Source organism: Nibrella viscosa (assembly GCF_039541875.1).
GTDB lineage: Bacteria > Bacteroidota > Bacteroidia > Cytophagales > Spirosomataceae > Nibrella > Nibrella viscosa.
In genome coordinates this window covers 566,474-591,630 of the sequence record NZ_BAABHB010000002.1, presented here as the reverse complement: position 1 = coordinate 591,630, position 25,157 = coordinate 566,474, and the positions used below count along the sequence as shown (strand labels likewise).

The following is a 25,157-nucleotide window of genomic DNA, read 5'->3' as shown; positions in this document are numbered from 1 at the left end:
TTAGAGTCCCTGCTTAATTAATTAACATTCAGGCGCTGCACCCGCACGGCGTTCAGAATGGCCAGCATAGCCACGCCCACATCGGCAAATACCGCTTCCCACATGGTAGCAATGCCGCCGGCTCCAAGTAACAGCACAATGGCCTTGACCACCAGCGATAGTGTAATATTCTGCCAGACAACGCGCCGGGTGGCCCTGCCGATCTTTACGGCTGTCGCAATCTTCGATGGCTGATCGGTCTGGATGACCACATCCGCCGTTTCCACCGTAGCATCCGAGCCTAATCCGCCCATCGCCATACCCACATCGGCCAGGGCTATGACCGGCGCATCGTTGACCCCATCACCCACAAAGGCCAGTTTGTTTTTGGAAGTGGTAGCCCATTCGGCTTTTAGCTGTTCAACATGCGCGACCTTATCCTCCGGTAGTAAGTCCCCAAACGCCTGATCAACGCCTACCTGCCTGGCAACTGCCTGCACCACCGCCGACTTATCGCCCGAGAGCATGATAGTCCGGATACCCAGCCGGTGCAGGTCCTGTACGGCGGCCGCTGCGTCTGCTTTCACTTCATCGGCAATGGTCACGTAGCCCGCAAACTGCCCGTTGATGGCCACCATCACAATCGTGAACGGGATCTGCGTCAGCGCTTCATCGAACGCAACGCCAAACTTCCGCAGCAGTTTGGCGTTGCCCGCCAAGACCTCTTTTCCCGCAACGGACCCTTTTAAGCCGTGGCCGGCAATTTCTTCCACGGCTGTGACAGGTATGGACTGGTAGGCATTGGCCGCATAGGCCAGAATGGCGGTCGCCACCGGGTGCGTCGACTTACTTTCCAGGGCGGCCGTCAGCCGGATCAGTTCGCCGGAATCAATACCAGGCTGCGGCTTCACGGCCTGCACCCGGAAAACGCCTTTGGTGAGGGTGCCGGTCTTATCCATCACCACCGTTTTGAGCTGCGTCATCAGGTCCAGAAATACCGACCCCTTGAACAGGATACCCTGCCGCGACCCGGCCCCGATGCCGCCGAAGTACCCCAGCGGAATAGACACGACCAGCGCACAGGGGCAGCCAATGACCAGAAAGACCAGACCCCGGTACAGCCACTCGCGCAGCACGTAGTTTTCCACAAAAAAGTAAGGCACCACCGTAATCAGCACCGCCAGGGCACAGATAATTGGCGTATAGATCTTAGCAAAGCGGGCGATAAACTGCTGCGTCTGGGCTTTGCGGCCGGTAGCCTCCTGCACCATTTTCAGAATGCGCGACAGTTTGGAGTTCTGGTAGGCCGTGGTCACCTGCATCTCTACCAGTGATTGCCGGTTAATCATGCCGGCCAGCACCTCCTCGCCCTGCTGAATCGTGCGCGGTACGCTTTCGCCCGTCAGCGCGGCCGTATTAAACGAACCGTTTTCCGAGCGCATGGTGCCGTCCAGGCCTACTTTTTCACCCGGCTTTACCTGAATGGTCTCGCCAATGGCCACGGTGGCCGCTTTTACCTCGGTAACGCGGCCGTTGCGCAGCACCGTCACGGTATCGGGCCGCACATCCAGTAAGGCTTTAATGGAGCGCCGGGCCCGCATCACGGCCGCATCCTGAAACAGTTCGCCGATGGTGTAAAACAGCATAACGGCTACCCCCTCCGGATACTCACCGATGAGAAAAGCACCAATGGTAGCCACGCCCATCAGGAAAAATTCGGTAAATACGTCCTTGTTGCGGATGCGGCTCCAGGCCCGGCGCAGCACCGGCCAGCCCACCGGCCAGTAAGCCGCCAGATACCAGACAAAGCGCCACGGATCATGCCAGACAGACGCCCGCAGATCTTCGGCAGCAACGTTATCCAGGGCAATCCCTGCCAGCAGCAGCACGAAGCTGATGATAGCGGGCAGGTACGTGCGCCAGCTTTGCCCCGCCCCGCCGGCCGCCGGAGCCGGTGTCTTCACAGACCCTGGCTTTGGCGCATCCGTGACTACTTCCAACGCATCGTGGTTATGGTCATGATCATCCTGTGGCGTCATTGGCTTTATCGTTAACTGTCAATGAATAAATTCAGTATACCCAGGCTGGTAAACAGCCCTCCGGTTAGTTGCGTTTCCTAATGCTCCAGCCAGTGCCTGTGCCATTGGGCTAATCCACGACCGGCAGATACGGTCGGGATCGTGAGAGAATTCCGGCGTTGTTACGTTGTCTGCTGCCATACTGGTTAGTTAAAAAAAGATATGTTGGAATGTTCCGTTGCAAGCCTTTAGCGGTACCAGGCTATTATCTGATACTCCGAAAACCCCTGATTTGATTTCAAAAGGAGCAGCCACTTAGGGTACGGCTCTGTTCCGGCGCTTCGTGTGAGCGGCTATACCGCCAGCAGCAGAACGGCGTACCCGGCAGCCCCCAGCAGAAACGGCACAAACCGGCTCTGCCGCTCCTTGGGCAACTCCTCTTTAATCACATTCAGGATAACCCCACCCGACAGGAACGCAATGGTAACGGCTGTAACCTCTTCGGGAAGCTCCGTTACAAAGCCTACGGCAGCCCCCAGCAGAATGGCCCCGGACAGCAGCCACCGCCCTTTATGCTGATACCGCTCCTCATGATGATGCTCCCGCAGGCTGAAATCGGAGATAATGAAATGCAGCCCCATAGCAACCGTGAACAACAACACCGAATTCAGCGTAAGACCTTCTTCCAGATGAAAAAGCGTATAGCCGATCAGGGCGTTGTATAAAGCAAACGAGCCGATATGAATCCAGAATACCGCCGGCGTGGTGGAATCTTTCTCCCCGGCTCCCCGGTTTTGGTCTCGGGAAGCCAGAGCGAGATGTTCCAGCCCGTAAAAAGCCACCAGGCCGGCCAGGGCGACAATGTATACGGGCTCCTCCAGCGCAATGGTGAGCGGATGATTTTCTCCGATAGCCTCCTGCTGAGACCGGTTGAGTTCGGGCAGCAAATGCACCAGAATATAGGCGATAGAGATCCCACCGGCAAACGACAGCCAGCGGTTGCGGGGTACACCGCCCAGGAAGCTGAATCTGGCCGCAAACAGGTGAATCAGCGCCAGTAGACAGGCCGCAGCTAAAGCGAGTATCTGCATACGATAACCGGATTACGTCGTTTCTATGAAACCCGCCACATTAACAAATGATTAGAAACGGTAAACATCCTTATTCTGTGGCGGTTTGATTGATGGAGTGCTACCGAGAAACCTATGGCCGATGTAAACTCGTCTGATCGTGAAAACCTCCGGCAGGAGCGGTACCGCCTGCTCCGCCAACTGAATAGCTGGCTGGAAATGCCGCTGATCCTGCTGGGCTTTGTCTGGCTGGCGTTGCTGGTTCAGGAGCTGACCTACGGCCTGACTCCGCTGCTGGAAAAACTGGTAAACGGTATCTGGCTTCTTTTTATTCTGAGCTTTCTGCTACAGCTTACCCTGGCCCCGGACAAACGGCATTTTCTGAGAAAGAACGTGCTGACCATCATTTCGCTGGTGATTCCGGCCCTGCGCATATTCCGGATTGTGCGGGTATTGCGCGTGCTGCGCCTGGCCCGAGGTGTGCGGCTGGTTAAAGTGGTGGGCTCCATCAACCGGGGCATGCGGGCGCTGGGGGCCAGTATGAGCCGCCGGGGTTTCGGCTATATTGTGCTGCTGACCGGGCTGGTTACCTTTGCCGGTGCCGCCGGTATGTATGCCTTTGAGCGCGAAGCCCCTGATGGAACAGCGCTGAACAGCTACGGCGAAAGTTTATGGTGGACGGCCATGCTGATGACCACTATGGGGTCGGAGTACTGGCCCAAAACGCCCGAAGGACGGGCCTTGTGTTTTCTGCTGGCGCTGTATGCCTTTGCGGTTTTCGGCTACGTTACGGCCACGCTGGCCACATTCTTTATCGGCCGCGATGCCGAAAGCAAAGAGGGCGAAATAGCCGGGGCTCAGACGCTGGAAGAGCTGAAAGCCGAAATCCGGCTGCTGCGCGAGGAGGTAACCCGGCTTCGGGAACCCTAAGGGCCGCCTGCTGGTCCAGGACCACAGGCTCAATGAACCGTTTTATTGGCAAAACCGAGCGTTAGCCGTAAGAAGCCCGCTATCTATATGTGTTCATAGTCTATGCAACGTCCTTCCCGTTATCAGCGGATTTTAACCTGGCTCGACCGGTCGGTTCTCCAACGGCTCCGGTCCGACGAGGTGCGCACGGCTACGCAGTTGGCCATTCCGTTCTGGATTGCTTCAGTAGCTACCGGTATCATTGCCTATCTGTATGAAAAAGGCTTTTCGTGGGCCGAAGCGGTCTGCCGCGAGTGGCTGGAGGCTGTTCCTCCGCTGGCGTTCCTGCTTACGCCGGTCGCTTTTCTGCTGGCGTGGGGGCTGGTCTACAAGCTGGCCCCCGCAGCCCGCGGCAGCGGTATTCCGCAGGTAATGGCGGCTCTGGAACTGGCCAATCCGGGGCACGATCATAAGGTGGGGTATTTGGTAGGCCTGAAGGTTGCCGTGGTTAAAATCATCAGCAGTATGCTGTTGCTGCTGGGGGGCGGTATTATCGGTCGTGAGGGGCCTACCATCCAGGTGTCTGCCTCCGTCTTTCGGTGGATCTCGCACTGGCAACCTAAAAACTGGCCCCAGCTTTCGCGCAAGATTGTGCTGGTAACCGGCGGAGCCGCCGGCCTGGCTGCGGCCTTCAATACGCCCCTGGGCGGTATCGTTTTTGTGGTGGAAGAACTCACCCGGACGCATATTACGCATTTCCGGACGCCGGTTTTCACGGCCGTCATTATTGCGGGCATGACGGCCCAGGCGTTTTTAGGGCCCTACCTGTACCTGGGCTACCCGCCGGTTTCGCCCACGGGCATTTCGTTTCTGGGCGTTGCGTCCGTTACAGCCGCCTGCGCCGGTCTGGCCGGCGCAGCCTTCGCCAAACTACTCGATACGATCAACACCTACCGGAAACGCTGGAGCAGTACCAAAGGACAGATAGGCTGGGTGCTGGGCTGCGGCCTGCTGTTTGCCGGCCTGATCTTTCTGTTCGGTCCGGATGCGATGGGAACGGGCAAGCCGCTGATCAACCGGCTGCTGTTCAATCCGTTTTCGCACGTAGCCTGGTATATCTTTCCGGTCCGGCTGGCCGGCATGGTGCTGAGTTACAGCAGCGGGGCGGCCGGGGGCGTTTTTGCTACCTCGCTGAGCGCCGGAGCCGTTCTGGGCAAACTGCTGGCCGGCTGGCTGTACGTAGCCCCGGCCCACACCAATATGGTTATTCTGGTCGCTATGGTGAGTTTTCTGACCGGCGTGGTCCGCTCGCCCTTTACGGCCGCTATTCTGGTGGTGGAAATGACCGACCGGAACATGGTTATCTTTCCGCTGCTGGTGGGTGGTCTGGTGGCCCAACTGACCGCCACCCTGGTAGACCGCCATTCGCTCTACGAACGCTTAAAGCTTACCTTCTTTAAAGAAGCTCTGCAGCAGCCCGGCACGCCGGCCGCGCTCTGAACCAGCCTAAACGGCGGTCGAACAACTGTAAACGTATATGGGTTTAAGCAGACAGCTACTGTCATTTAAGGGAGCCGGCTTATGACCGAACTGAATACTGCACTGGTAACGGTGGGGAGTATCGTACTGGGCTTAGGCATTTTTTCCAGACTATTAAAGCGAACCATCGTTTCCATTCCTCTGCTGGCCCTGCTATGTGGGATCCTTTTAGGGCCTCAGGGTCTGGGACTGCTCCACCCGGCGCAATGGGGAAAACCTGAAATGATTCTTGAACAGGCGGCCCGCATTACCATTGCTATCGGACTCATGGGAGTGGCCCTGCGTCTGCCGCCGGGATTTCTGACACAGCACTGGCGCTCCTTAGGTGTGCTGCTTGGGTTGGGCATGCCCCTGATGTGGCTGAGCAGTAGTTTGCTGGCGTATTGGGTACTCGGCTTGCCGGTCCTGCCCGCGCTGCTGGTCGGGGCCGTTGTTTCGCCCACAGACCCCATTGTTGCCAGCTCCATTGTAACGGGGCAACTGGCAACCGATACCCTCCCGGCCCACCTCCGGCACACCCTCTCAGCCGAATCCGGGGCAAACGACGGTTTAGCCTATCCGATCGTCCTGCTGCCGGTGCTGCTGCTGACCAAACCCGAAGGTGAGGTATGGGGGCCCTGGCTGGGTTATGTCGTCCTGTGGGAAGTGGGCGGAGCCCTCCTCTTTGGGGTGCTGCTGGGTGCCGGAGCGGGTTACCTGCTGCGGTGGGCCGAAGACCGGGAAACGGTTCAGGAAAATTCGTTCCTGGCCTTTAGCCTGGCGCTGACCCTGATTGTTTTGGGAGCCGCCAAACTACTGGGCACAGATGGAATCCTAGCGGTTTTTGCGGCCGGTATTGCCTTCGACCGGATAGCCGATACCAACGAACGTCACGAGGAAGAGCGGGTTCAGGAAGCGGTCAATCAATTTTTTACGCTGCCGATCTTTACCCTGCTGGGTTTACTGCTGCCCTGGGAGCAATGGTACCGGTGGGGCTGGCGGGGGATGCTGCTGGCCGGACTGGTGCTGCTGGTCCGCCGGCTGCCGTTTGTGCTCCTCCTGAAGCCCCTGCTTCCGGATTTGCGCAAACGCAACGATGCTTTCTTTTTGGGCTGGTTCGGGCCGATCGGGGTAGCCGCCCTGTTCTATGCCACGCTGGCCTTACGGCGCACCGGCTACAATGAACCCTGGAGCATCGGCAGCTTACTGATCTGTGCGTCATTGGTCGCTCACGGTGTATCGGCCGCTCCACTCGTCAGATGGTACAGCCGGACCTCCCGGCCCAACGGTTAATCAACAACAGTTGGCTCCGGCCCCACCGGCACCGGTACCTCATCCGAACGCAGAATGATCTCGGCAAACATGCCGGGCTTGAACTGGCGACTGGGGTTGGGTACATCTATCTCTACCGTCTCGGAGCGAAACTGCTGATTCATGCTGCCGGACCGCCGGCTCACACGTCCCCGAAACTCCCGGCCGGGCACGGCATTAACGGTAAATACAATGGAGCTTCCCTCCCGCACCCGCATACTGTAGGTCTCGGGGATGTCGACCAGCAGCCGGAGCCGGTACTGATCCTGCAAGACCAGCATCGGCTGCTCCTGTTTGGAGCCGGGTCCTACCAGCGCCCCCGGATGCACATTGCGCTCGGTGATAACGCCGTTGAACGGTGCCCGCAACACCTGATACCCTTTGAGCTTCTGCAGGGCCTGATAATTGGCATTGGCACCCACCGCAGCCGCGCTATCTGCCGTTACTTTCGCTCTGGCCGTTTCCAGATCGAACGGGGCTACGGAGCCCGGCACTTTGCTGCTGACCAGCAGCCGGCGATAATGGTCCTGACTGGTGGCCAGCACCGCTTTTGCCTGCAGGTAACCGGAACGGGCCGCCACCAGTTGCTCTTCTATTTCGGGGGCCTCCAGCACCAGCAGCACCTGCCCTTTCCGCACCACCGAGCCCCGGTCCACCAGCACCTTCGTAATAAACCCGTTTGCTTTGGGGTACAGGTTCACCTCCTGGTATGGTCTGAACTCCCCCGGCAACTGAATTACCGGGGCCAGCGTCTGCCGCGACTCCTCCGATGCCGGACTACGCCTGGTTACCGGCACCGCCTGTTGTACGGCAACCTCGCGCCGGGGCCGTTTCTGGCGGGGCTTTTCTTTTTCGTCCGACCGGCAACCCGTCAGCAGCGTTCCCGAAAGCAGAAGACCGGCCGTGGCAATCGCTATGTTCGTTTTCATACGTCGTTTTCCTTTCCTCCCTTATTCCTGTCCTTCTTTTTTTCCTGCCTCCCCCATCTCCGGCATCAGCGACGGGCTCCGGAACGGTGTTTTCTTCTGCACCCAGGCGTATACCTGCGGCACAATATACAGGGCGGCCAGGGTGGAGGCTATTAGCCCGCCGATCACGGCCCGGCCCAGTGGAGCCACCTGCTCGCCGGCTTCGCCCCAGCCGGTTGCCATCGGCACCATACCCGCCACCATAGCAAAACTGGTCATCAGCACCGGCCGCAGGCGGATAGCGGTACTGTCGATGGCGGCTTTCCGGGGGTCGCGGTAGGTCCAGCGCAGCCGCTCGGCATTGGTGACGATCAGAATGGCGTTGGCGACCGATATGCCCGTTGCCATAATAATACCCATATACGATTGCAGGTTCAGCGTAGAGCCGGTCAGCAGCAGCAGCGCTATCGACCCTACGATCACCGCCGGCACCGACGACAGCACCACGAAAGACAGTTTAAACGACTGGTAGTTGGCCGCCAGCAGCAGAAAAATCATGACCACGGCCACTGCCAGCCCGAGTTGCAGGCTGTCCAGCGTCTCGGTCAGGAGTGACGACATGCCTTTTACAGTCACCACCAGCCCCTTCGACGGGGTTCCCATCCCCGCAATAGCCTCCTCTACGGCCCGGGTTGCGCTGCCCAGGTCTTTTTTGTGGATGTTGGCGCTGACGGTCACAAAGCGCCGGGGACCGGTACGGGCGTATTCGCCCGGCATGGTATCGACCGAAAACGTGGCTACATCGGCCAGGGTGGGGCGGTTCTGACCCGCCACCAGCGGTATGGCCTGCAACTGAGAGATGTCCTGCATGGCCTGCTCCGGTATCTGCACCTGCACCTGGTAGGTATACGCCGACCGCTCATCCAGCCACTGGTTTTTTTCGGTATAGCGGCTCGACGAGGTCGATGCGGTGATCGACCGGGCCGTTTCCTGTAGGTTCAGCCCCAGCAGCGCCAGTTTCTGCCGGTCGAGCTGAATGTTGATCACCGGAAACTTCAGGGGTTGCACAATGCGCACATCGCGCAGGAAGTGAACCTCCCGCAGCCGCCCCACCAGTTCCGTGGCAAAGCCTTCGATCTGCGGCATTTCCCGGCCGGCTACCTGCACTTCAATGGGGGTAAATGCGCCTTGACTCATCAGTTTTTCGGTCAGGTCGGCGGGCTCAAAAGAAACCAGGATACCCGGCATCTGGTCGGCCACCGCCAGCCGGATGTCTTCTTTCAGGTCTTCGATATTGACTTTATAGGCACGGTCCAGCGCCAGTTTGATCACGGCATCGTTGGAGCCGCTGGTGCTGACATACAGGTTGGAGGTGGCATAATTGGTGGGAATAACGCCAACGTAGGCCGACGAAAGGGCCACATTTCCGTCGGTCAGGTCGTCGATCAGATCGACCAGTTGGTTAACCTTTTCTTCCGTTCGTTCGAGCCGGGTACCGTCGGGCGTTTTCATCCGCACCACCAGTTGGCCGGCGTTGATTTTTGGCAGCAGGTCTTTTCCGATAAAGCGGAAACCAAGACCAGCCAGCAACAGCACCGCCACAAAGTAACCGGCAATGAGGGTGCGGTTGTAACGCATCAGCCGCTCTGTCTGCCCCGCAAAGCCCCGGCGCATCCGCTCAAAGAACGAAGGGCGTGCGGGTTCAACAGCCTTGTGGGGCTCAGCGGCTGTAGCAGCCGGGTGAGCGTGGCCGTCTTTCAGCATCCAGTTGGCCAGAACCGGCACCAGACTCTGGGCTAGAAAATACGAGACCGTCATGGCAAAGCCGATCGACAAGGATAGCGGCAGGAACATGGCGCGGGGTACGCCCGTCATCACGAAGGCCGGCGCAAACACGGCCAGGATACAAAGCAGAATAAGCAGCAGCGGAACGCTGATTTCGTGGCAGGCCTCGTAAATGGCCTGTCGTTTCGGCTTACCCATCTCCAGATGCTGGTGGATGTTCTCGATGGTTACCGTAGCCTGATCCACCAGAATACCAATTGAGAGGGCCAATCCCGACAGGGTCATGATGTTGATGGTTTGCCCGGCGAGGTACAGAAACAACACCGCCGAAATGACCGACACCGGAATGGTGATGATTACCACCAGCGAACTCCGCAGATCCCGCAGGAACAGAAACACCATCAGGCCCGTCAGAATAGCACCAATCCCACCCTCGACCAGCAGACTATGCACCGCGTTAATCACAAAAACCGACTGGTCGAATTCGTAGGTAACCTCGATATCGTCGGGCAGCAGGCTGCGCATCTCCGGCAGTTTAGCCTTCAGGCTGGTGACCACCGACCAGGTAGAGGCATCTGCCGTTTTGACCACGGGAATATACGACGACCGGCTGCCGTTGACCACCGCGTAGCCTACCGTAATATCGGAGGCATCCTGTACCGTAGCCACATCGCGCAGGAAGATCATCTGCCGGCCTTTGCTCACCACCGGAATGCGGCTGAAATCCTCGACCTGCTTTTCGAGTGAGTTCAGCGTGGTGATAAACATGGTATTCCGGATCCGGATATTGCCCGAAGGCGTCATGGTGTTGTTGCGGGCCAGGGCCTCGACCACCTCGTCCGGCGAAATATTGAATCCCCTGATTTTGCGGGGGTCCAGGTTGATCACCACCGTGCGGGAGTTGGTACCGATTGGCGGGGGTGCCGACAGGCCGGGCACGGTCGAGAACAGCGGGCGAATCCGGCTGGCGGCCATCTCGTGGATTTCCCGCAGCGGCCGGGTGCGGCTGCTGAAGACCAGATCACCTACCGGCACCGATGAGGCATCGTACCGCACCACCTGCGGAGGCAAAGCCCCCGGCGGGAAAAACTTCATAGCCCGGTTTACCTGAATAGCCACCTCGGCCGCAGCCTGGGCCATATCGGCCCCTTCGTAAAACGCCAGCCGGAGAATGGTAAGCCCCTGCACATTCCGGCTCTGGATTTCTTTAATACCCGAAATATACAGAAACTGGTCCTGCATCCGGGTGGCGAAAAAACCTTCCATCTGCTGGGGCGACATACCTCCGTACGGCTCAATCACGTAAATAACCGGTGAATTCAGCCTGGGAAAAATATCGATGGGAATACGCAGGGCGCTCAGAATCGAGAACAGCACCATCCCCGATACCAGCACCAGAACGGCTATAGGTTTTTTTAACGATAGAGATAACAGCGACATTGGGCACGAGCGTTACGTAAAAAATCAGTCGGGCTGGTACTTTTCCTGGCTGGTCAGCGGCTCACCCCGGCATTCCCGCCAGGCATTAATCAGCTCGTAGGCTCCCTGCTCATCGGTTTGGAGCAACGGACCAACCCGGACCTTTCTCATCCGGTGCAGCAGACAGGGATTATTCCGGAACACCAGCCGGATATTCTTGCGGTTCAGGTACCAGAGATCGCCGTCGGGTGTCAGGCTGAAATAATAGTGGTCTCTCACCAGACGGCCGTCCGGCACCCGGTCCAGGTAAAGCTGCACATCGTCTGCCTGCACGAGCTGGTACGACATCCGGCCGAACAGGCGGTAGACGCTGCCCGTGTTGGTCCGGTACCCCCATACGTCCGTCGGCCGAAGCCACTGCGTCCGCCCATCGGCATGAACGGCCTTTACGGTTGTGGGTTTCACCCGGAGCACCCGCACCCACATGGCCGTTTCGGAATGCCTGATCTCGTCTGCCGAGCGCAGCAACTGGACGCTTTTATACCCCGGCGCACAGCCTCCGGCCGCCCACAGCAAGCTAAGACCCAGCCACCCTATTGCTGCCTTTCGCCACCTATTTGTTCCTGCCATACCGCTTTGTTGTTATGGGGTCATGGCCCGCTTAAAAAGACCCAGATCGCCACGGGTAGCCGCCCGCAGCAGCAAGGCCCGCCAGAGGCCCGTTACGGCCAGTACCTGATCGGCCTCCGACCGGTTCAGCAGGTTCACTACCTGCGTCAGGGTCATGATATTGTCCAGCCCGGCGTTGTAGCGCGACTGCGCCTGTGCGTAGGCCTGCCGGGCTACAGCCAACTGCTGCGGGGTTTGCCGGGCCACCTGCTGCGCCATCGCCCACTGCAGGCCGGCGTTCTGGTCCTGCGCCCGCAGGGCCAGCGCTTCCTGTTCGTAGGTTGCCTGAAACGCCAGGGTCCGCTCCCGCTGGGCAGTAATCGCGTACTTTGCCTGGTTCAGCGCGGTGGGGTACCAGACTGCCGTCACGCCCACCAGGTAGTTGAAGGCCCGCAGGGGCAGCCCCGCAGCGGGTGATGCGCTGATCCGAAATGACCCATCGGGGTCGAGCGGCTCCCGAATACCGGAACCCCGGCCCCATAGCCCGCCCAGCACCGATACCGACGGCCGGGTAGAGGCCCGGATCACTTTTTCGGTAGCCTCGCTCCAGTCGATCTGTTTCTTAAACCAGCGTAAGGCAGGGTGACCCGCCAGGCTTTCTCCGGTGAGCACAGGGCTATCCGGCAGGCGGCTGTAGAAAGCCACCGTATCCAGTTCGACCTCGAACGTTGGCTGGCCCATCAGCTCGGTTAGCCGGATCAGGTACTGCCGGGCGTTGTGTTCGGTTTCCAGCACCTGCGTCCGGGCCCTGAACACCTCGGCCGCCACAATGGCACTGTCCATACCTGGCTTCAGACCGGCGTCGGTGCCGGCCCGCGTTACCGTCCGGATCGCTTCTACCCGGTCCAGATTTGTCCGTTGCAAATCCAGTTCTTTGCGCGCATTGAGCGCCAGCAGGTAGGCATCGCACACCCGGAACTGATGGACAAACAATTCCCGTTCGTAGTCAGTCTGCTGTTGTTCCAGCGCATTGCGGACCTGGTTACGCAGGGCTTCGTTGCGCCCAAACGTAACGACCTCCCAGTTGATAAACGCCGAGACATAACTGGTCCAGGCCGGCTGCCCGGTAAAACCGTTCGGTTTGATGCTGCCCGACAGCGAGGGCGTCAGCCAGCCGTTCGATACCGATGCACCCCGAACCTGATTGGAGGTAGCGTTCAGGGCCTGCGCCTGCACACCGGCCTGCGGTAGCAGCGAAGCCCGAAGTGCCTGCCGGTCGGCTTCGGCGGCCCGGATCTGGGCCAGCTTATTGCGCAGGCTCGGAAAATTGGCGCGGGCCAGGTCCAGCGCCTGCGCCAAGGTCAGCCGCTCTGTACCCGCCGATTGGGCATATACGCCGTCTGATAGCCAGAAAAAAGTGAGGAAGATTGCGAAGACAACTCGTTTCTCAACGTTGAGCATAAATAGGTTTACTGAATAGCAGCAGCCCTAAAGGTCTAGCCAACTCTTTAGAAAGTTATTAGACTGTAATTAGAATTTGCTGATAAGGATTTACGCCCCCGTATCATCCCAGTTTTTCTGGTTACCGTAATAACCGGACCCTAAGTACCTCACTGTTCTTATCCCCTTTTGTAAGCCAGTTTTGACTGGCGTTTGCACCGCTTGTCGGTATTCAACCGGGTTCCTAAACAGCGCCTGATGGAGTCGCTGTGTATTGTATTCCAGCAGCCAGGCACTCACCCTTACCTCTGGCTGAGGGAGTAGCCTCAGACTCAATCCCCATAGCCCGGACCCGCTTCCAGCTATCGACGGCTAAACTTACCTGAGGGTGTAGATAAACCATCCGCCCCCGTCTTTAGTGGCGGGTTCGTACGTATCACCGTGCTATTTCAGCAAGAAACAGGTTCACTAATACAAGAGATTAAAGCGCCATTTTCCTTACTTTTCGATTTAGCAATTAATAAAAAAACACCCTTACAGTTGTAAGGGTGTTTTTTTATTAATTGCTAAATCGAATTTACCTACCTGTTGGTTGATTCACATTTTGAACCACAAATTGTTTGCCAAGTAGACCAACAACAGCCTGATTCTTGTTCAGTATATTGGCCTCACGTAGCAAATTATTCAAAACGTTCGTGATTGTAATATCACGAATCAAATTATTAAGCGCAGTTATCTCATTCTTATTAAGCACGTTGTTCACATTCACAACATCCTTAACATCGATCTTACCAATATTTACCAAATCCTGCACGGTTAAATTTGACAAGTTAACATTAGCGTTAACTAGACCATTCTGTAAGTTTGTCAAACCCTCAGCCAACTGTTGAGCAGTTGTGGTGCTTTTTAATTGAGCCTGTGCTACATTACGGCCTGATACAATCAGCAGCGTAACCATTAACAGGAAACTGATCACTTTTCTTGAATTTTTCATAACTGTTGATTAATAAAGTTAAATTTACTTTAACAAAACTCTACACCTATTCTATAGAGATGCACTATTAACATGGTTTACCAAAAAGGGTTTTAAAATTTGATTAATCACTAATGACCATATGAACGAATAAACTAGCAAACCATTTGTTTAACCGGCATGTCTTTCAATCAATTGGTGAGAAGGGAATAGCTGGTAGCATTATAAAATCAGACGATATGACTTAAAACTTAGTTTCGGCTGGTAGGGAGGTTAAACCCATTTTTGAGAAATAGGGGTGCTGCTGTTGCCACCGGTGGAACTCGTGTATACGGTCATTGCCTTAGAACCACAAAGCCAACATGAATATGTTCCGGCGCTTGCTGCTGTATCTGGTAATCATCATGGGTTTTCTGCTGACCACCCTAAGTGTGCTGTCGCTGTTTTATGATATTTCGCGGTGGTATTTTGAACTGGTCGATTTCCCCCGGTTACAGTACCTGCTGGGGGCTGTAGTCTGCCTGATAACGCAGCAACAGATAAACTATCTGGAAGACGATAGCGTGCCTTCCTTCCGGGCAAACGTTACCTTGCCGGCCGGGCAGCAGTTCTGGTTTCATGGTGTACATCTGGTAGCCCCTTTTCCCAGCGACCGATACCCGGACGGGATTGGCGAAAAAGAAGTAACGCTGCTACAGGTGGGCAGCATTGTTCAACAAGAAGCCCTGCCGACGGTAGTGGCCGGCGATTTCAACGATGTCTCCTGGTCGCACACCTCCCAGCTGTTCAGAGCCCGCGGAAAGCTTCACAATGTTCGGATCGGGCGGGGTTTGTTTAATTCCTATAATGCCCAATCGTTTATAAAGCGATGGTCACTGGATCACTTTTTTGTAACCAGAGAATTTGCCGTACAGGATTTCAGGCGACTGCCCGACATTCAGTCGGACCACTTCCCGATATATGCCCGGCTGGTGCTTCAGCGTGATGGATCAACGCCACAGCCCTGATGAAACAAAAAAGCCGGACTCACGTAAGAGACCGGCCTGGCTTTTCGGCAACTGCCGATTACCGCTTGATCGTATCCGTTTCTACGGTAGTCTCCGTTACCACCTGAGCGGTATCCCGGGTAATCACCGTAGAGGTATCCGTGGTAGTCATTTCGCCATCCGCTGCACTTTCATTTTTCTTAGAATCGCAGGCAGTAGCCAGTGCCGTCAGCGACAGCACAAAAAACGCATACTTCAGTAATGTCTTCATAGCGTATTGGTTTGTTAAAATGGTAGTAATTACTTTTTAATACGATATTTCAGAAAAGGTAACCCGCCGGCGCGACTCTGCTCCTGGTATCATCCGGTGGGCATCCAGCTATTCGCGAACTGACCGGAAAGCAAAGCCTGGTTTCCGGCTTACATTAACCGTACCTCATGAGCCAGGTATAGTCGTGTCTGCGCCATCCTCCCGTTTAGAATCGTCAAGGGCCTGCTGGTACAGCTCCATCAGGTGGCCTAGCATTTGTTGCTGAATGCTCTGTAAGTCAGCCTCCAGTCGGGCGATGGTTCGGCTCACGTCCGCCATTTTTTTCTCCAGGTTAGCCATACGAACCTGGGCTTCTATCTTCTCTTCTGAATTCATAGCCTTTCTCCTGACTGTGTCGGCGCGTGTGGCATGTGACCAGCCAAAAGTCAGAGTGACTGCTTAGAATCTGCTTAGAATTGCCTAAATTTTAATAAAAAAAGGGACTAACCGGCGCAAGCAGCCACCCGCCTGTATACCTACTCCACGTTATAAATCCTATTTTTGCTGGTATAAATATTAAATCTTAGTCTCGGGCTTTACTAACGATTTACAAATCAGTACCTTTAGGTCATGGTTATGGTTGCGCTTTTAGGGGTCTTGGCAGTAGGCATCATCAGCTTCCTGATCGGTCTGGCCTGGGGTCAGCAGATGCAGAACCATGATGCCTCTGAATCAGCTGGTTTTGTCTCCCGGAGCACGACAGCCATGCCCCAAAGCAACGTACCGATGCTGTCTCGCCGACAGGAGCCTGAATCAGCGCTGCCGGTAGCTTCCTCGACCCAATGGGCAGATTACCTCTTGCCCAAGCCACCCTCCAGCCGCGACCTCATTGAGCAGGAACTGGACCATCTGCTGTCTCTTTACCAGCAGGGCAAACTTTCCGAAGAAGCATATCTCGCCCAGGCCGACGCCCTTATCGATCAACTGGCCGACGCGATTCGTCCGGCCTAAGCAATTATTTTGTTTCCTGCGGTGATTCTAATGGTGCGGGCCCTTATTAATCTCAAAATTTTATATAGTTCATATGCTATCTTAGTACTACCTACAAAACCTCCTCTTTTATGCAAGAACAGACTCAGACAACTCTATCCTGGGAACAATCCTTGCAGCCCGAAGAAAGTAAGTACCTCGAGTTTCATCAGGTTCGTTTTTCCTATTTATTAAAAGAAGTACTACGCTTAGCAGCCATGCACGGGCATCCGGATACCCCAATCCATTTGATGGATATTGGTCCTCATTTCCAGACGACGCTTTTTCGGAGGGCACTTGGGCCATTTGCCCTTATTAATACCTTGGGATGGGAAAATGCTGAACGTATTGTCCCCAGAGGAACAGTTGATACTCATTATGTTTTTGATTTAAACGATTGTCCATATCAGGACCGGTGGATTGATTGCCCTCAGCACGACATTGTTGTTATGGCTGAGGTATTTGAGCATTTATATACGGCCCCTGACTATTTTCTGTCGTTTATCCGTACGCTGCTTAAACCAGGAGGTTTCCTGCTCATTGGAACGCCCAATGCCGTTTCACTAAGCCGGCGCCTAAGCATCCTGAAAGGTAACAATCCGTACGAGCGTATTCGCACTACCATCAATAACCCTGGCCACTTTCGCGAGTACACTACGGAAGAGCTCCGGACATATGCCCAGGAGGCCAATTTTTTGGTGAAAAGCGTTACGCTCTCTGATTTTTATAAAACCTCAGTCCTTAGTGGGCTTGTGAAGCGATTGGTTCCTTCGCTGAGATCCTGCATCCATATCGTTTTACAAAAGACAAACCAACCCGACAAGCCGTTGGCACTAAAAATCTGGTAAAGTTTAATAGTAGAGCCGAAAAAAAAGACCGGCTTCATCCACGAGCCGGCCTAATCTGATTACACCTTTGGGTTTCACTTATTCATCGTCGGTATAAGTTTGTTGCGTAGCCCATTGGCCCTGGACACCGGCTGCGGCTCGGCATCGCGAAATTTTTGAATAAATAGCAGCCGGATATTGCGCATCTGAGCGGTCTGGCGAAAGTTCTCGATAGCCTCCATCACATCCGGATCGATAAAGGCAGCCTGCGTTCCGTCAATTTCCACAATGGCGTTTTCGGGCAAATCGCGCAGTACCTGCACCAGGCCGGCTTTGTGCAGGAAGGTAACGTGGTTGCCCAGCATAATCTGGTAGTGCTCCACGCCTTTTTCCGTACGGGTCTGCACCTGATAGCCATGCTGGTAGCTGTCGAGCAGGATAAAGAATATCCCAACCAGCATACCCACAAAGATACCCGTCAGCAGATCGGTCAGCAGAATCGCCAGAATAGTGGTAATGAAAGGCAGAAACTTGGTTTTGCCCTGCTGGTAGAGCTGCCGGAACACGCGCACCCGCGCCAGCTTATAGCCCGTTACCAGCAGAATAGACGCCAGCGCGGCCCAGGGAATCTGGTTCAGTACCGCCGGCAGCGTTATCACGCAGATCAGCAGCAGGCTGCCGTGAATCAGGGCTGCCCGTTTGGTGCGGGCACCGGCATTGATACTGATGGAACTGCGCACAATGATGGAGGTAATCGGGATCCCCCCCACCAGGCCACTGGCCAGGTTTCCAATGCCCTGCGCCTTCAGTTCCTGATTGGTCGGCGTTTTGCGCTTCAGCGGGTCCAGTTCGTCGGTAGCCTCAATAGCCAGCAGGGCTTCCAGACTGGCCACCAGCGCAATGGCAATGGCCGACAGATACACCTGCGGATTAGTAAACTGCCCAAAATCCGGGAAAGTGACCAGGCCCAGAAAACCGGCCAGATTCTCCGGAACCGGTAACTGTACCAGATGACCATCGCGAAGCGCCCACTGCGGAAACGCACTCTTGAACAGCCCGTTCATGGCAATGCCCAGCACCACCACAATCAGGGCGGCCGGTATGTTTTTCAGCAAGGGGTGCGCCTTAAATACCGGCCGCTCCCACAAGATCAGCACCGCCAGAGCAACCGCCGAAATCAGCACGGCCCCCGTATTAATCTGGTTCAGGGCCTGCCCAAACTGGTCAATGATGTCAACCCCACTCGTCGGAAACAGGATAATCGCTTCCGCCGAATCAGCATCGTAGCCAACCAGGTGCGGCAGTTGTTTAATGATCAGTATGATACCTATCCCGGCCAGCATGCCTTTGATGACCGACGTCGGAAAGAAATTGCTGATAATGCCGGCTTTGGCAAACCCTAAACCGATCTGGATGATACCCGCCAGGCAGGTCGCCAGCAACACGGCCTGAAAAGAGCCCAGGGCTTCCATCGCACTCAGCACAACCATGATCAGGCCGGCCTCCGGCCCCGATATGCTGAGCGCCGACCGGCTGAAGATGCCCACGACCAGGCCCCCAACAACGCCGGCAATAATTCCGGAAAACAGCGGAGCGCCCGAGGCCAGCGCAATTCCAAGACAAAGCGGTACCGCCACCAGAAATGAAACAAATCCCCCCTTAAAATCTCCCACTATGGTACTGGTATCCAGGCCGCCCATTGGCTTTACAGCTGTTTTCATTGTATAAAATAGTAAGGACCTTTCCTTGGCCCGTCCGGCAATACCGGTTTTTAATGGTGTTTACTCCGACTTTGCCATCGTTTCCGAATCGGCCGTCAGCGTGTTGGTCTGGCACTGATCCAACGCCATCCGGATGGTGTATAACTGCTGGTCTAACCGGCTCTTCACCGCCCGCAGCGAATCTACCTGCCGGGCTGTTGCCTGAAGCTGAACATCCCGGGCTGCTTTTTTCTTTTGAAAATTAGCGTAAACGTCGAGTGTAATCATGGCAATGATTAAGCCCCAGACGGTCCCCCAGTTTACTATACTGCTGACAGTAAAGTGATTACGAGTATTAGCCCTTTTCATAAGCGCAAAGTATCTGGTTCAATATAGTTGACGCTACAAATGTACGGATACCCGTTGCGGAGCCGATTAGAGCCTTGTTAGAAGCTAATGAGAGGACAATTAGAGGACAATTACAAGTTGGTGAGAAATTGCTTAGAAACCGATTAGAAGGCATCAGGCGGTTGTAGTCGGCAGCCGGACAGTGATGGTAGTACCCATGTTCAGCTCCGACTCCACCTCGATAAAGCCGTGGTGCAGCAGCACAATCCGGCGTGTCAGCGGCAGGCCAATGCCGTAGCCTTTCACCTGCCGGGCGTTTTCGGCCCGGAAAAACGGTACATAGATGTAGGGCATATCTTTTTCGCTGATGCCGATGCCCCGGTCGGTAAACCGGATAGTAGCCCATTCGCGATCGATCCCCAGCACAACCTCTACCTGCTGGTTGGCCGAAAACTTACAGGCATTTTCCATCAGGTTCAGAAATGCCGATATCAGCAGCGACTCTTCTCCCTTCACAATCAGCGACGGCTGCTCGGTCTCCATGCTTTCGTCGAACGAAAACAGCACCTGGTAATCGGGTTGCTTGTCCCGGAGCATTTTGGCTGCCTGGTAAATGGCTTCGTCGAGCGCCACCTCCTGCCAGGCCATCGCCACTTCATCCACGCTTACCTGCGCCAGTTGCAAGAGGTCGTTGGCCAGCCGGTTGATCTGCCGGATGGCATCCAGCACGGTGCGCCACTTGGCTTCGTGTTCTTCCACCGTCCGGGGCTTAATAAGCGTGACTTCAATCTGTCCGGTAATGATGGTCAGGGGCGTACGCAACTCATGGGAGGCATTGGCTACGAATGTACGCTGCATGTCAAAGGCCGTCTGGATGCGACTAAGCAGCCGGTTAAACGTCTCGGCCAGTTTGGCAATCTCATCATGATCGTTGCCCGCCGTTACCCGCTGGTTCAGGTTGGAAACCGTGATGGAGTCTACCTGGCTGATGACGTCGGAAATAGGGCGCAGCGCCCGGCCGGCATAAAACCAGCCGGTGAGGCCAACCAGCGTCAGGCTGATGAGCAAGCCAATGCTGACAATTGTTCGCAGATGTCGTAGTTCGGCAAAGCCGTACTCATCATAGCCTGATGCGATTACCACCAGTTCCTGTCCCTGGTTGGTATAGGCAACGCCGATAATTTCTTTGCTGTCGTGTTCGAACCGCACTTCTTTTTCCTGCCGGATCTGATTCAGGACCTCGGGGGTGGCCTCCAGTTCATCCGGCGTATCGTCGCTGGCGTATACTACCTGGTTTTGCCGGTTATAGACCGTAATCTGCTCTTCGGGCAGGGCGGTCAGGTTATGCCGGTCGATGAGCCGCAGCATCCGGGCGTCCAGTTCCACGGCATGACTAAGCATCCGGGCTGTCGACCGGGCTTTATCAACCAGCCGGGTGTAGAAATCTTTCTGCCGGTAGTAAGCCGACGTAAAATAAATGGCGAGCGAAAACAGGATCAGATTGGCCGCAACGACCACCAGGAAACTAACCGAAAGACGTGTACGTATATTCATCCATCAATCGTCGGAATCTTTCATGATGTAGCCGATACCACTGAGCGTACGAATCAGTTTGGGCGAAAAGTCCTTATCGACTTTCTTCCGCAGGTAATTGACGTAGACATCAACGACATTGGTCCCGGTATCGAAGGTAACGTCCCAGACGTTCTGGGCAATCTCGCTGCGGGTGAGGGCTTTGTTGGGATTCTTCATGAAAAACTCCAGCAGGGCCAGCTCACGGGCGGTTAGGTTTATTTTCTGATTATCCCGTTTTACGACCTTGCTGTTGAGATTTAGTTCAAGGTCGGCCATTTTCAGTACCACGGTTTCGGCCGGAATAGACGAATACCGGCGGTTAAGCGCCCGCAGCCGGGCCATCAGCTCCCGGAACTCAAAGGGTTTTACCAGGTAATCATCGGCCCCGGCATCGAAACCCGTCAGTTTATCTTCGGTACTGCCCAGGGCGGTCAGCATCAGAATGGGCAGATCCTGATAGCTTCTCCGCACGATTTTGCAGAACTCAAAGCCATTGATAAGTGGCAGATTTATATCCAGAATGATGGTGGAGTATTCATTGGCCGCCAGCATCTGCTGCCCAGTCATGGCGTCGGGGGCAATGTCGGCCTGTAAACCGAAGTCCTCCAGTCCGCTTTTAATAAACGAAGCCACATCCTTCTCATCTTCAACAATTAACAGACGCATAGGTAGTAAAGGGATAACGCTGACTAGTGAATGGTTTTAAAAGATAACCCTGAATGAACAACTATGTTATTCCCCCATAGGGAGTTACACCGGGCTGTACAGTACCTCCCACCGTAAAACAAAGCATTTTTACAAGTAAAGCCAAAGTGACAAGGCTAACTTTTCAGTAAATTCGACGGTTTATTCCACGCCTTATGCAACCGGTACCCTACCCCGACCGCTGGTTTCGGCTTGTCTGTATACCCGCCCGCTGACGAACACGTATGCTGACGACCGCCTGACCAGCTTTGACAGTAACCACAGCCATGCCCGGCACCTGCCAGGCTTTCATAGTCCGTTTGATGTACCCATCAAGGCTGTCTCTGACGAACGAAAGAATAGAGGACTGCACCACCGCTGCCGGCCCAATCAGCAGCAGCGGCACTAGAAACGTTTTGCCTTTCATGGTGTGGGAGGTGATCATTTGAGCAGCAAAATTGATAGGTAATCTCTTGCCTGGCAATCGTATAAAGATGTGATTCGGTCACTTGCCCATCTTGGCCAGCATCAGCTTCGCCCAGTAGTTGTTGGCGTCGCGTTTCAGGGCCTGCTCGAAAGCGGCTTTGGCTTTTTCTTTCTGACCTAAGCCGAACCAGGCATCGCCCAGGGCTTCGTAAGGCCAGGCTGCGGTGGGGTTCTCGCGAGCGGCTATTTCGGCGAGTTCTAAGGCCTGCTGGTGGCGTTTTACGTCGTTCAGCCCGTTGAAGAGGTTGATGTAGTCGCCTATCTCAGGCTTGTATTCATAGCCGGTCTTTAAGATCTCGGGGAAGCGGCTCTTCACATCGGCGAAGCCTTTGGTGTCTATGTCGTTGATAACGGAGCGGACAAATTCCCGCTTGGGCAGTTCGGTGGTGCCGGTGTAGACAATGTCCAGCATCTTGCGGGAAACTTCCTTGGGGTTTAGATGCTGGTTAATCAGCACCACCACCGTGTAGCCGTCTTCCGGTACCAGTCGCAGGTCGGCCGACGCCCCGGCCGTACCACCATCGTGCGATACCTGCGTTTTACCGTGCTGCCGGGTAATGGCCCAGCCGTAGCCATACTCAACGTCCTTACGCTCCGGAATACTACCCGTCCACATCTGTTGGCGCAGATCGGCGGATAGGCCGGTTTGTACCCAATGCCCGAAGCGATACAGGTCCATCGCGTTGGCCATCAGCCCGCCGTCACCCATGGCCGGGTCCTGCCGGGTAGCCACGGCCTGGTAAACCTTATCCGTCATCAACTCATACGGTATGGCCTCTTCGGGTGCCTTAAATCCCTTCGGAATTAGGTATGAGTTGGTCATTCCCGCTTTGGAGAAGATGTAATCCTGCAGCGCAGTGCCGTAGTCTTTACCGGTCACCTCCTCGATAATCCGACCGAGCAGGATAAAGCCGGAATTGGAGTACCGGAACTGCTTTCCTACCGTGTCCTTATCCGATACCCTGGCTACCACCAGCGGTATCAGGTCGTGGTGCGATTTCGCCGTCGCGCGTACTTTGTCGTAATCCGGATGCACCATGTAATTGCCCGTATTGCCGGTGTGGGACAGCAGGTGATATACCTTGATGGTATTGCCGTTCGGAATGTTGTACTCCGGCAGGTAGTCGTTCACGGACCGTTGCAGGTCTACCTTCCCCTCCTTCACCAGTTGCATCATAACGGTAGCCGTAAGCGGTTTCCCCACCGAGGCAATAGTAAAGTTCGTTGAAGGCAGAATAGCAATCTGGCGCTCCCGGTCGGCCAGCCCAAAGGCTCTGTGGTACAGCACCCGTTCTCCTTTCGCGAGCAGAACCACGCCGGAGAAGTAGCGTTTTTCTACGTAGCGCTGCATCAGCGCATCCAGGCGGTTAGTCAGGTCCGGTTGACCATACGTCAGCCCGTTAGCCGCCAGCAGCATCAGGCTGACCAGCCGGCTTTGGCTTGTGAATCGTCTCATGTTTGTGTGGTGTAGATAAACAATTGGTAAAAATTATATCCAGAATTGATTTTAACTGGTCAACATCCGTCTCGTTCAGCCCGGCCAGCGCCAGCCGCCGGTAGTTCTGCACAATGGGCGTTACTACGTTCATGAGCTCGCGCCCAGCCTCGGTCAGTTGCATATCCAGCTTCCGGCGGTCGCTGGCGCTGGGCTCCCGCACAATCAGCTTCTTCTTTACCAGTAGTTCGATAATGCGGGCCACCGACGCCTGATCCTTGAACACCCGCTCGCCGATTTCCACCTGCCCCAGTTCCGGTGCCTCGCGAATGACGTTCAGCACCAGCCACTGGTCGATGGTTATATCGATACCGGCGTGAGTAATATGCGCCTGCGCAAACTGCCGGTATCGCTTTATGGTCTTTTCGAGCGAGTAAAAAATAACTTCGTTTAGCATAGGGTTAAGAATTGATGGCTCAAAATTATATGATATATCATAAAAACAAAGCACCGGCTTCCTTTTTTAGTAAACGGCAGCACGGCTTTGTCTCAAAGCATTTTTCCTTCTTTATGGTATTCGCGGTCGACCCCCTTCAGCAGGTTTTCCAGGGTAATGGTTCGGGCTCCTGCGGCCAGGGTTTGCAGGCAGCAGTACTGCACAATATTCATGATGTTGGAGCCGCTGAGGTCGTATTTTCCGGCAATCTGACTAAGCTGAATGGTTTCCTCCAGGATTACCTGTTCCGGAAACGCCTTCTGCCAGAGTTGCAGCCGCTCCGAAATGCCCGGCATCGGAAAATAGATGACCGACTGAAACCGGCGTAAAAAAGCCTCATCAATATTCTGCTTGAAATTCGACGCCAGGATCACGATTCCGGCGTAAGCCTCCACCCGTTGCAGCAGGTACGCGGCTTCCTGATTGGCGTATTTGTCGTGGGCGTCTTTTACGTTGGTGCGCTTGCTGAACACGGCATCGGCTTCGTCAAAGAACAGGATCCAGTGCTTGTTTTCGGCTTTATCAAACAGATTCGCCAGATTCTTCTCCGTCTCGCCGATGTATTTGGAAACAACCGCCGACAGATCGACCCGGAACACCGGCCGGTTGGTAAACTTACCCAACAAGGAGGCTGTGAGGGTTTTGCCGGTGCCGGGCGGGCCGTGAAACAACGCCCGGTAACCGGGTTTGAGCTGCCGCTGCATGCCCCACTCGTACAGCAGCACATCGTTGTACCGTATCCAGGTTTCGAGTTCGCGAATCTGGCGCATGGTAGTCGGGTTGAGCACCAGGTCGGCCCATTCCAGTTGGGTGGTCAGCAGTTCGGCCGGAAATTCAGCGCTGAACGCTTCAAGAAACGACGTTTGATAGAGCAGGTTTGACAGAAAATCAGGATCGATCAGCAGCCGGCCGCTCAGGGTTGGCTCACCCGACTTCAGGTTTTCGAGCTTTAGAATGCGCTGCTGCGCAAAGAGGTGTGTCCGGCCAAAGAGCTTTTGCAACTCCACCCGCTGCCGGAGGTTATCGCCCGCCAGGATAAACAGGGCGGTTTCACCCGTAGGCAAAATGCCCCGGCTGTTTGTGCCTTTTACACCCCCAAACTCCACAAAATCGCCCCCCTGCGGCAGATAGGCACCAAGGCAGTTGGTGAGCAGCGCCGGGCTGAGGTGCGGCACGAGCGCCAGCATCACGACCACGAACTCCTCCGCCGAAAGGTTGTTACCGATCACAAACGACGACAACAGGGAGTTGCCCTCAAAAGCAGGCGAGTGCGGCAATTGAAACGCCGGTTTACGACCAAAATATACGTCGAGCCGTTCGCGTACGTAGGCCTCCAGGTAATTGAGACCGGCCTGCAGCAGCGGGATGGACGAGACGGTGGAGCGGTAGTCAGACATAGGCG

Annotated in this window: 23 protein-coding genes; 6 read left to right on the top strand and 17 right to left on the bottom strand. The window is 55.4% G+C overall.

The window, feature by feature from the left end; translation table 11 throughout:
• Window positions 1-17 precede the first annotated feature (17 nt).
• Window positions 18-2,018: a heavy metal translocating P-type ATPase gene (locus ABD931_RS06995; RefSeq protein WP_345265355.1), complete on the bottom strand. Its 2,001-nt coding sequence runs from the start codon at window positions 2,016-2,018 to the stop codon at window positions 18-20.
• A 332-nt stretch (window positions 2,019-2,350) separates the two neighbouring features.
• Window positions 2,351-3,088, bottom strand: a complete 738-nt coding sequence (locus tag ABD931_RS06990) for a hypothetical protein (RefSeq protein ID WP_345265353.1) — start codon at window positions 3,086-3,088, stop codon at window positions 2,351-2,353.
• Window positions 3,089-3,202: 114 nt separating this feature from the next.
• Between ABD931_RS06990 and ABD931_RS06985 the strand changes: the two genes are divergently transcribed.
• The 3 genes from ABD931_RS06985 to ABD931_RS06975 all read left to right on the top strand — a co-directional run bounded on the left by ABD931_RS06985 (window position 3,203) and on the right by ABD931_RS06975 (window position 6,787).
• Window positions 3,203-3,997, top strand: a complete 795-nt coding sequence (locus ABD931_RS06985; RefSeq protein WP_345265351.1) for an ion transporter — start codon at window positions 3,203-3,205, stop codon at window positions 3,995-3,997.
• A gap of 102 nt (window positions 3,998-4,099) precedes the next feature.
• Window positions 4,100-5,476 (top strand): chloride channel protein, encoded by a 1,377-nt coding sequence (locus tag ABD931_RS06980; RefSeq protein WP_345265349.1) that lies wholly within the window; start codon window positions 4,100-4,102, stop codon window positions 5,474-5,476.
• 81 nt (window positions 5,477-5,557) lie between these two features.
• Entirely contained in the window at window positions 5,558-6,787 is a 1,230-nt protein-coding gene (locus tag ABD931_RS06975; protein ID WP_345265347.1) for a cation:proton antiporter domain-containing protein, read from the top strand.
• Here ABD931_RS06975 and ABD931_RS06970 read toward each other — a convergent pair.
• From ABD931_RS06970 to ABD931_RS06950, 5 genes are all read right to left on the bottom strand, one after another.
• Window positions 6,784-7,734 carry an efflux RND transporter periplasmic adaptor subunit gene (locus ABD931_RS06970; protein WP_345265345.1) on the bottom strand — a complete coding sequence of 317 codons (951 nt, stop codon included), beginning with the start codon at window positions 7,732-7,734 and terminating at the stop codon, window positions 6,784-6,786. The genes ABD931_RS06975 and ABD931_RS06970 overlap by 4 nt on opposite strands.
• 21 nt (window positions 7,735-7,755) lie before the next feature.
• Window positions 7,756-10,938, bottom strand: a complete 3,183-nt coding sequence (locus ABD931_RS06965) for an efflux RND transporter permease subunit (protein ID WP_345265343.1) — start codon at window positions 10,936-10,938, stop codon at window positions 7,756-7,758.
• A 24-nt stretch (window positions 10,939-10,962) separates the two neighbouring features.
• On the bottom strand, window positions 10,963-11,547 hold the full coding sequence (locus ABD931_RS06960; protein ID WP_345265341.1) for a hypothetical protein: 585 nt from the start codon (window positions 11,545-11,547) through the stop codon (window positions 10,963-10,965).
• A gap of 12 nt (window positions 11,548-11,559) precedes the next feature.
• Window positions 11,560-12,987 (bottom strand): TolC family protein, encoded by a 1,428-nt coding sequence (locus ABD931_RS06955; RefSeq protein ID WP_345265339.1) that lies wholly within the window; start codon window positions 12,985-12,987, stop codon window positions 11,560-11,562.
• A gap of 556 nt (window positions 12,988-13,543) precedes the next feature.
• Complete coding sequence (locus ABD931_RS06950) at window positions 13,544-13,960, bottom strand: hypothetical protein (RefSeq protein ID WP_345265337.1); 417 nt, start codon at window positions 13,958-13,960, stop codon at window positions 13,544-13,546.
• Between the two features lie 341 nt (window positions 13,961-14,301).
• On the opposite strand from ABD931_RS06950, the gene ABD931_RS06945 reads away from it, so the two are divergent.
• Window positions 14,302-14,946 (top strand): endonuclease/exonuclease/phosphatase family protein, encoded by a 645-nt coding sequence (locus ABD931_RS06945; protein ID WP_345265335.1) that lies wholly within the window; start codon window positions 14,302-14,304, stop codon window positions 14,944-14,946.
• A gap of 58 nt (window positions 14,947-15,004) precedes the next feature.
• Here the strand turns inward: ABD931_RS06945 and ABD931_RS06940 are convergent, their stop codons facing one another.
• Together ABD931_RS06940 and ABD931_RS06935 are read right to left on the bottom strand one after the other, a co-directional pair.
• Entirely contained in the window at window positions 15,005-15,196 is a 192-nt protein-coding gene (locus ABD931_RS06940) for a hypothetical protein (RefSeq protein ID WP_345265333.1), read from the bottom strand.
• 165 nt (window positions 15,197-15,361) lie between these two features.
• A complete protein-coding gene (locus tag ABD931_RS06935) occupies window positions 15,362-15,571 on the bottom strand; it encodes a hypothetical protein (RefSeq protein WP_345265331.1) in 210 nt (69 codons plus the stop codon).
• Between the two features lie 240 nt (window positions 15,572-15,811).
• Here ABD931_RS06935 and ABD931_RS06930 point away from each other — a divergent pair, with 240 nt between their 5' ends.
• Window positions 15,812-16,186 carry a hypothetical protein gene (locus tag ABD931_RS06930; protein WP_345265329.1) on the top strand — a complete coding sequence of 125 codons (375 nt, stop codon included), beginning with the start codon at window positions 15,812-15,814 and terminating at the stop codon, window positions 16,184-16,186.
• 110 nt (window positions 16,187-16,296) lie between these two features.
• Window positions 16,297-17,052, top strand: coding sequence for a methyltransferase domain-containing protein (locus ABD931_RS06925; protein WP_345265327.1), 756 nt, complete (start codon window positions 16,297-16,299; stop codon window positions 17,050-17,052).
• Between the two features lie 74 nt (window positions 17,053-17,126).
• Here ABD931_RS06925 and ABD931_RS06920 read toward each other — a convergent pair whose 3' ends face one another.
• The 8 genes from ABD931_RS06920 to ABD931_RS06885 all read right to left on the bottom strand — a co-directional run bounded on the left by ABD931_RS06920 (window position 17,127) and on the right by ABD931_RS06885 (window position 25,152).
• Window positions 17,127-18,752, bottom strand: a complete 1,626-nt coding sequence (locus tag ABD931_RS06920; protein ID WP_345265325.1) for a SulP family inorganic anion transporter — start codon at window positions 18,750-18,752, stop codon at window positions 17,127-17,129.
• Between the two features lie 60 nt (window positions 18,753-18,812).
• Window positions 18,813-19,100 carry a hypothetical protein gene (locus tag ABD931_RS06915; protein WP_345265323.1) on the bottom strand — a complete coding sequence of 96 codons (288 nt, stop codon included), beginning with the start codon at window positions 19,098-19,100 and terminating at the stop codon, window positions 18,813-18,815.
• Between the two features lie 153 nt (window positions 19,101-19,253).
• Window positions 19,254-20,633, bottom strand: a complete 1,380-nt coding sequence (locus ABD931_RS06910; RefSeq protein ID WP_345265321.1) for a sensor histidine kinase — start codon at window positions 20,631-20,633, stop codon at window positions 19,254-19,256.
• Between the two features lie 3 nt (window positions 20,634-20,636).
• On the bottom strand, window positions 20,637-21,320 hold the full coding sequence (locus ABD931_RS06905; protein WP_345265319.1) for a response regulator transcription factor: 684 nt from the start codon (window positions 21,318-21,320) through the stop codon (window positions 20,637-20,639).
• A gap of 208 nt (window positions 21,321-21,528) precedes the next feature.
• On the bottom strand, window positions 21,529-21,783 hold the full coding sequence (locus tag ABD931_RS06900; RefSeq protein ID WP_345265317.1) for a hypothetical protein: 255 nt from the start codon (window positions 21,781-21,783) through the stop codon (window positions 21,529-21,531).
• A 60-nt stretch (window positions 21,784-21,843) separates the two neighbouring features.
• Window positions 21,844-23,280 carry a serine hydrolase domain-containing protein gene (locus ABD931_RS06895; protein WP_345265315.1) on the bottom strand — a complete coding sequence of 479 codons (1,437 nt, stop codon included), beginning with the start codon at window positions 23,278-23,280 and terminating at the stop codon, window positions 21,844-21,846.
• Window positions 23,225-23,716, bottom strand: coding sequence for a MarR family winged helix-turn-helix transcriptional regulator (locus tag ABD931_RS06890; RefSeq protein ID WP_345265313.1), 492 nt, complete (start codon window positions 23,714-23,716; stop codon window positions 23,225-23,227). Before ABD931_RS06890 ends, ABD931_RS06895 begins: the two co-directional genes overlap by 56 nt.
• Before the next feature lie 92 nt (window positions 23,717-23,808).
• Window positions 23,809-25,152, bottom strand: coding sequence for an ATP-binding protein (locus ABD931_RS06885; protein WP_345265311.1), 1,344 nt, complete (start codon window positions 25,150-25,152; stop codon window positions 23,809-23,811).
• Between the last annotated feature and the right edge of the window lie 5 nt (window positions 25,153-25,157).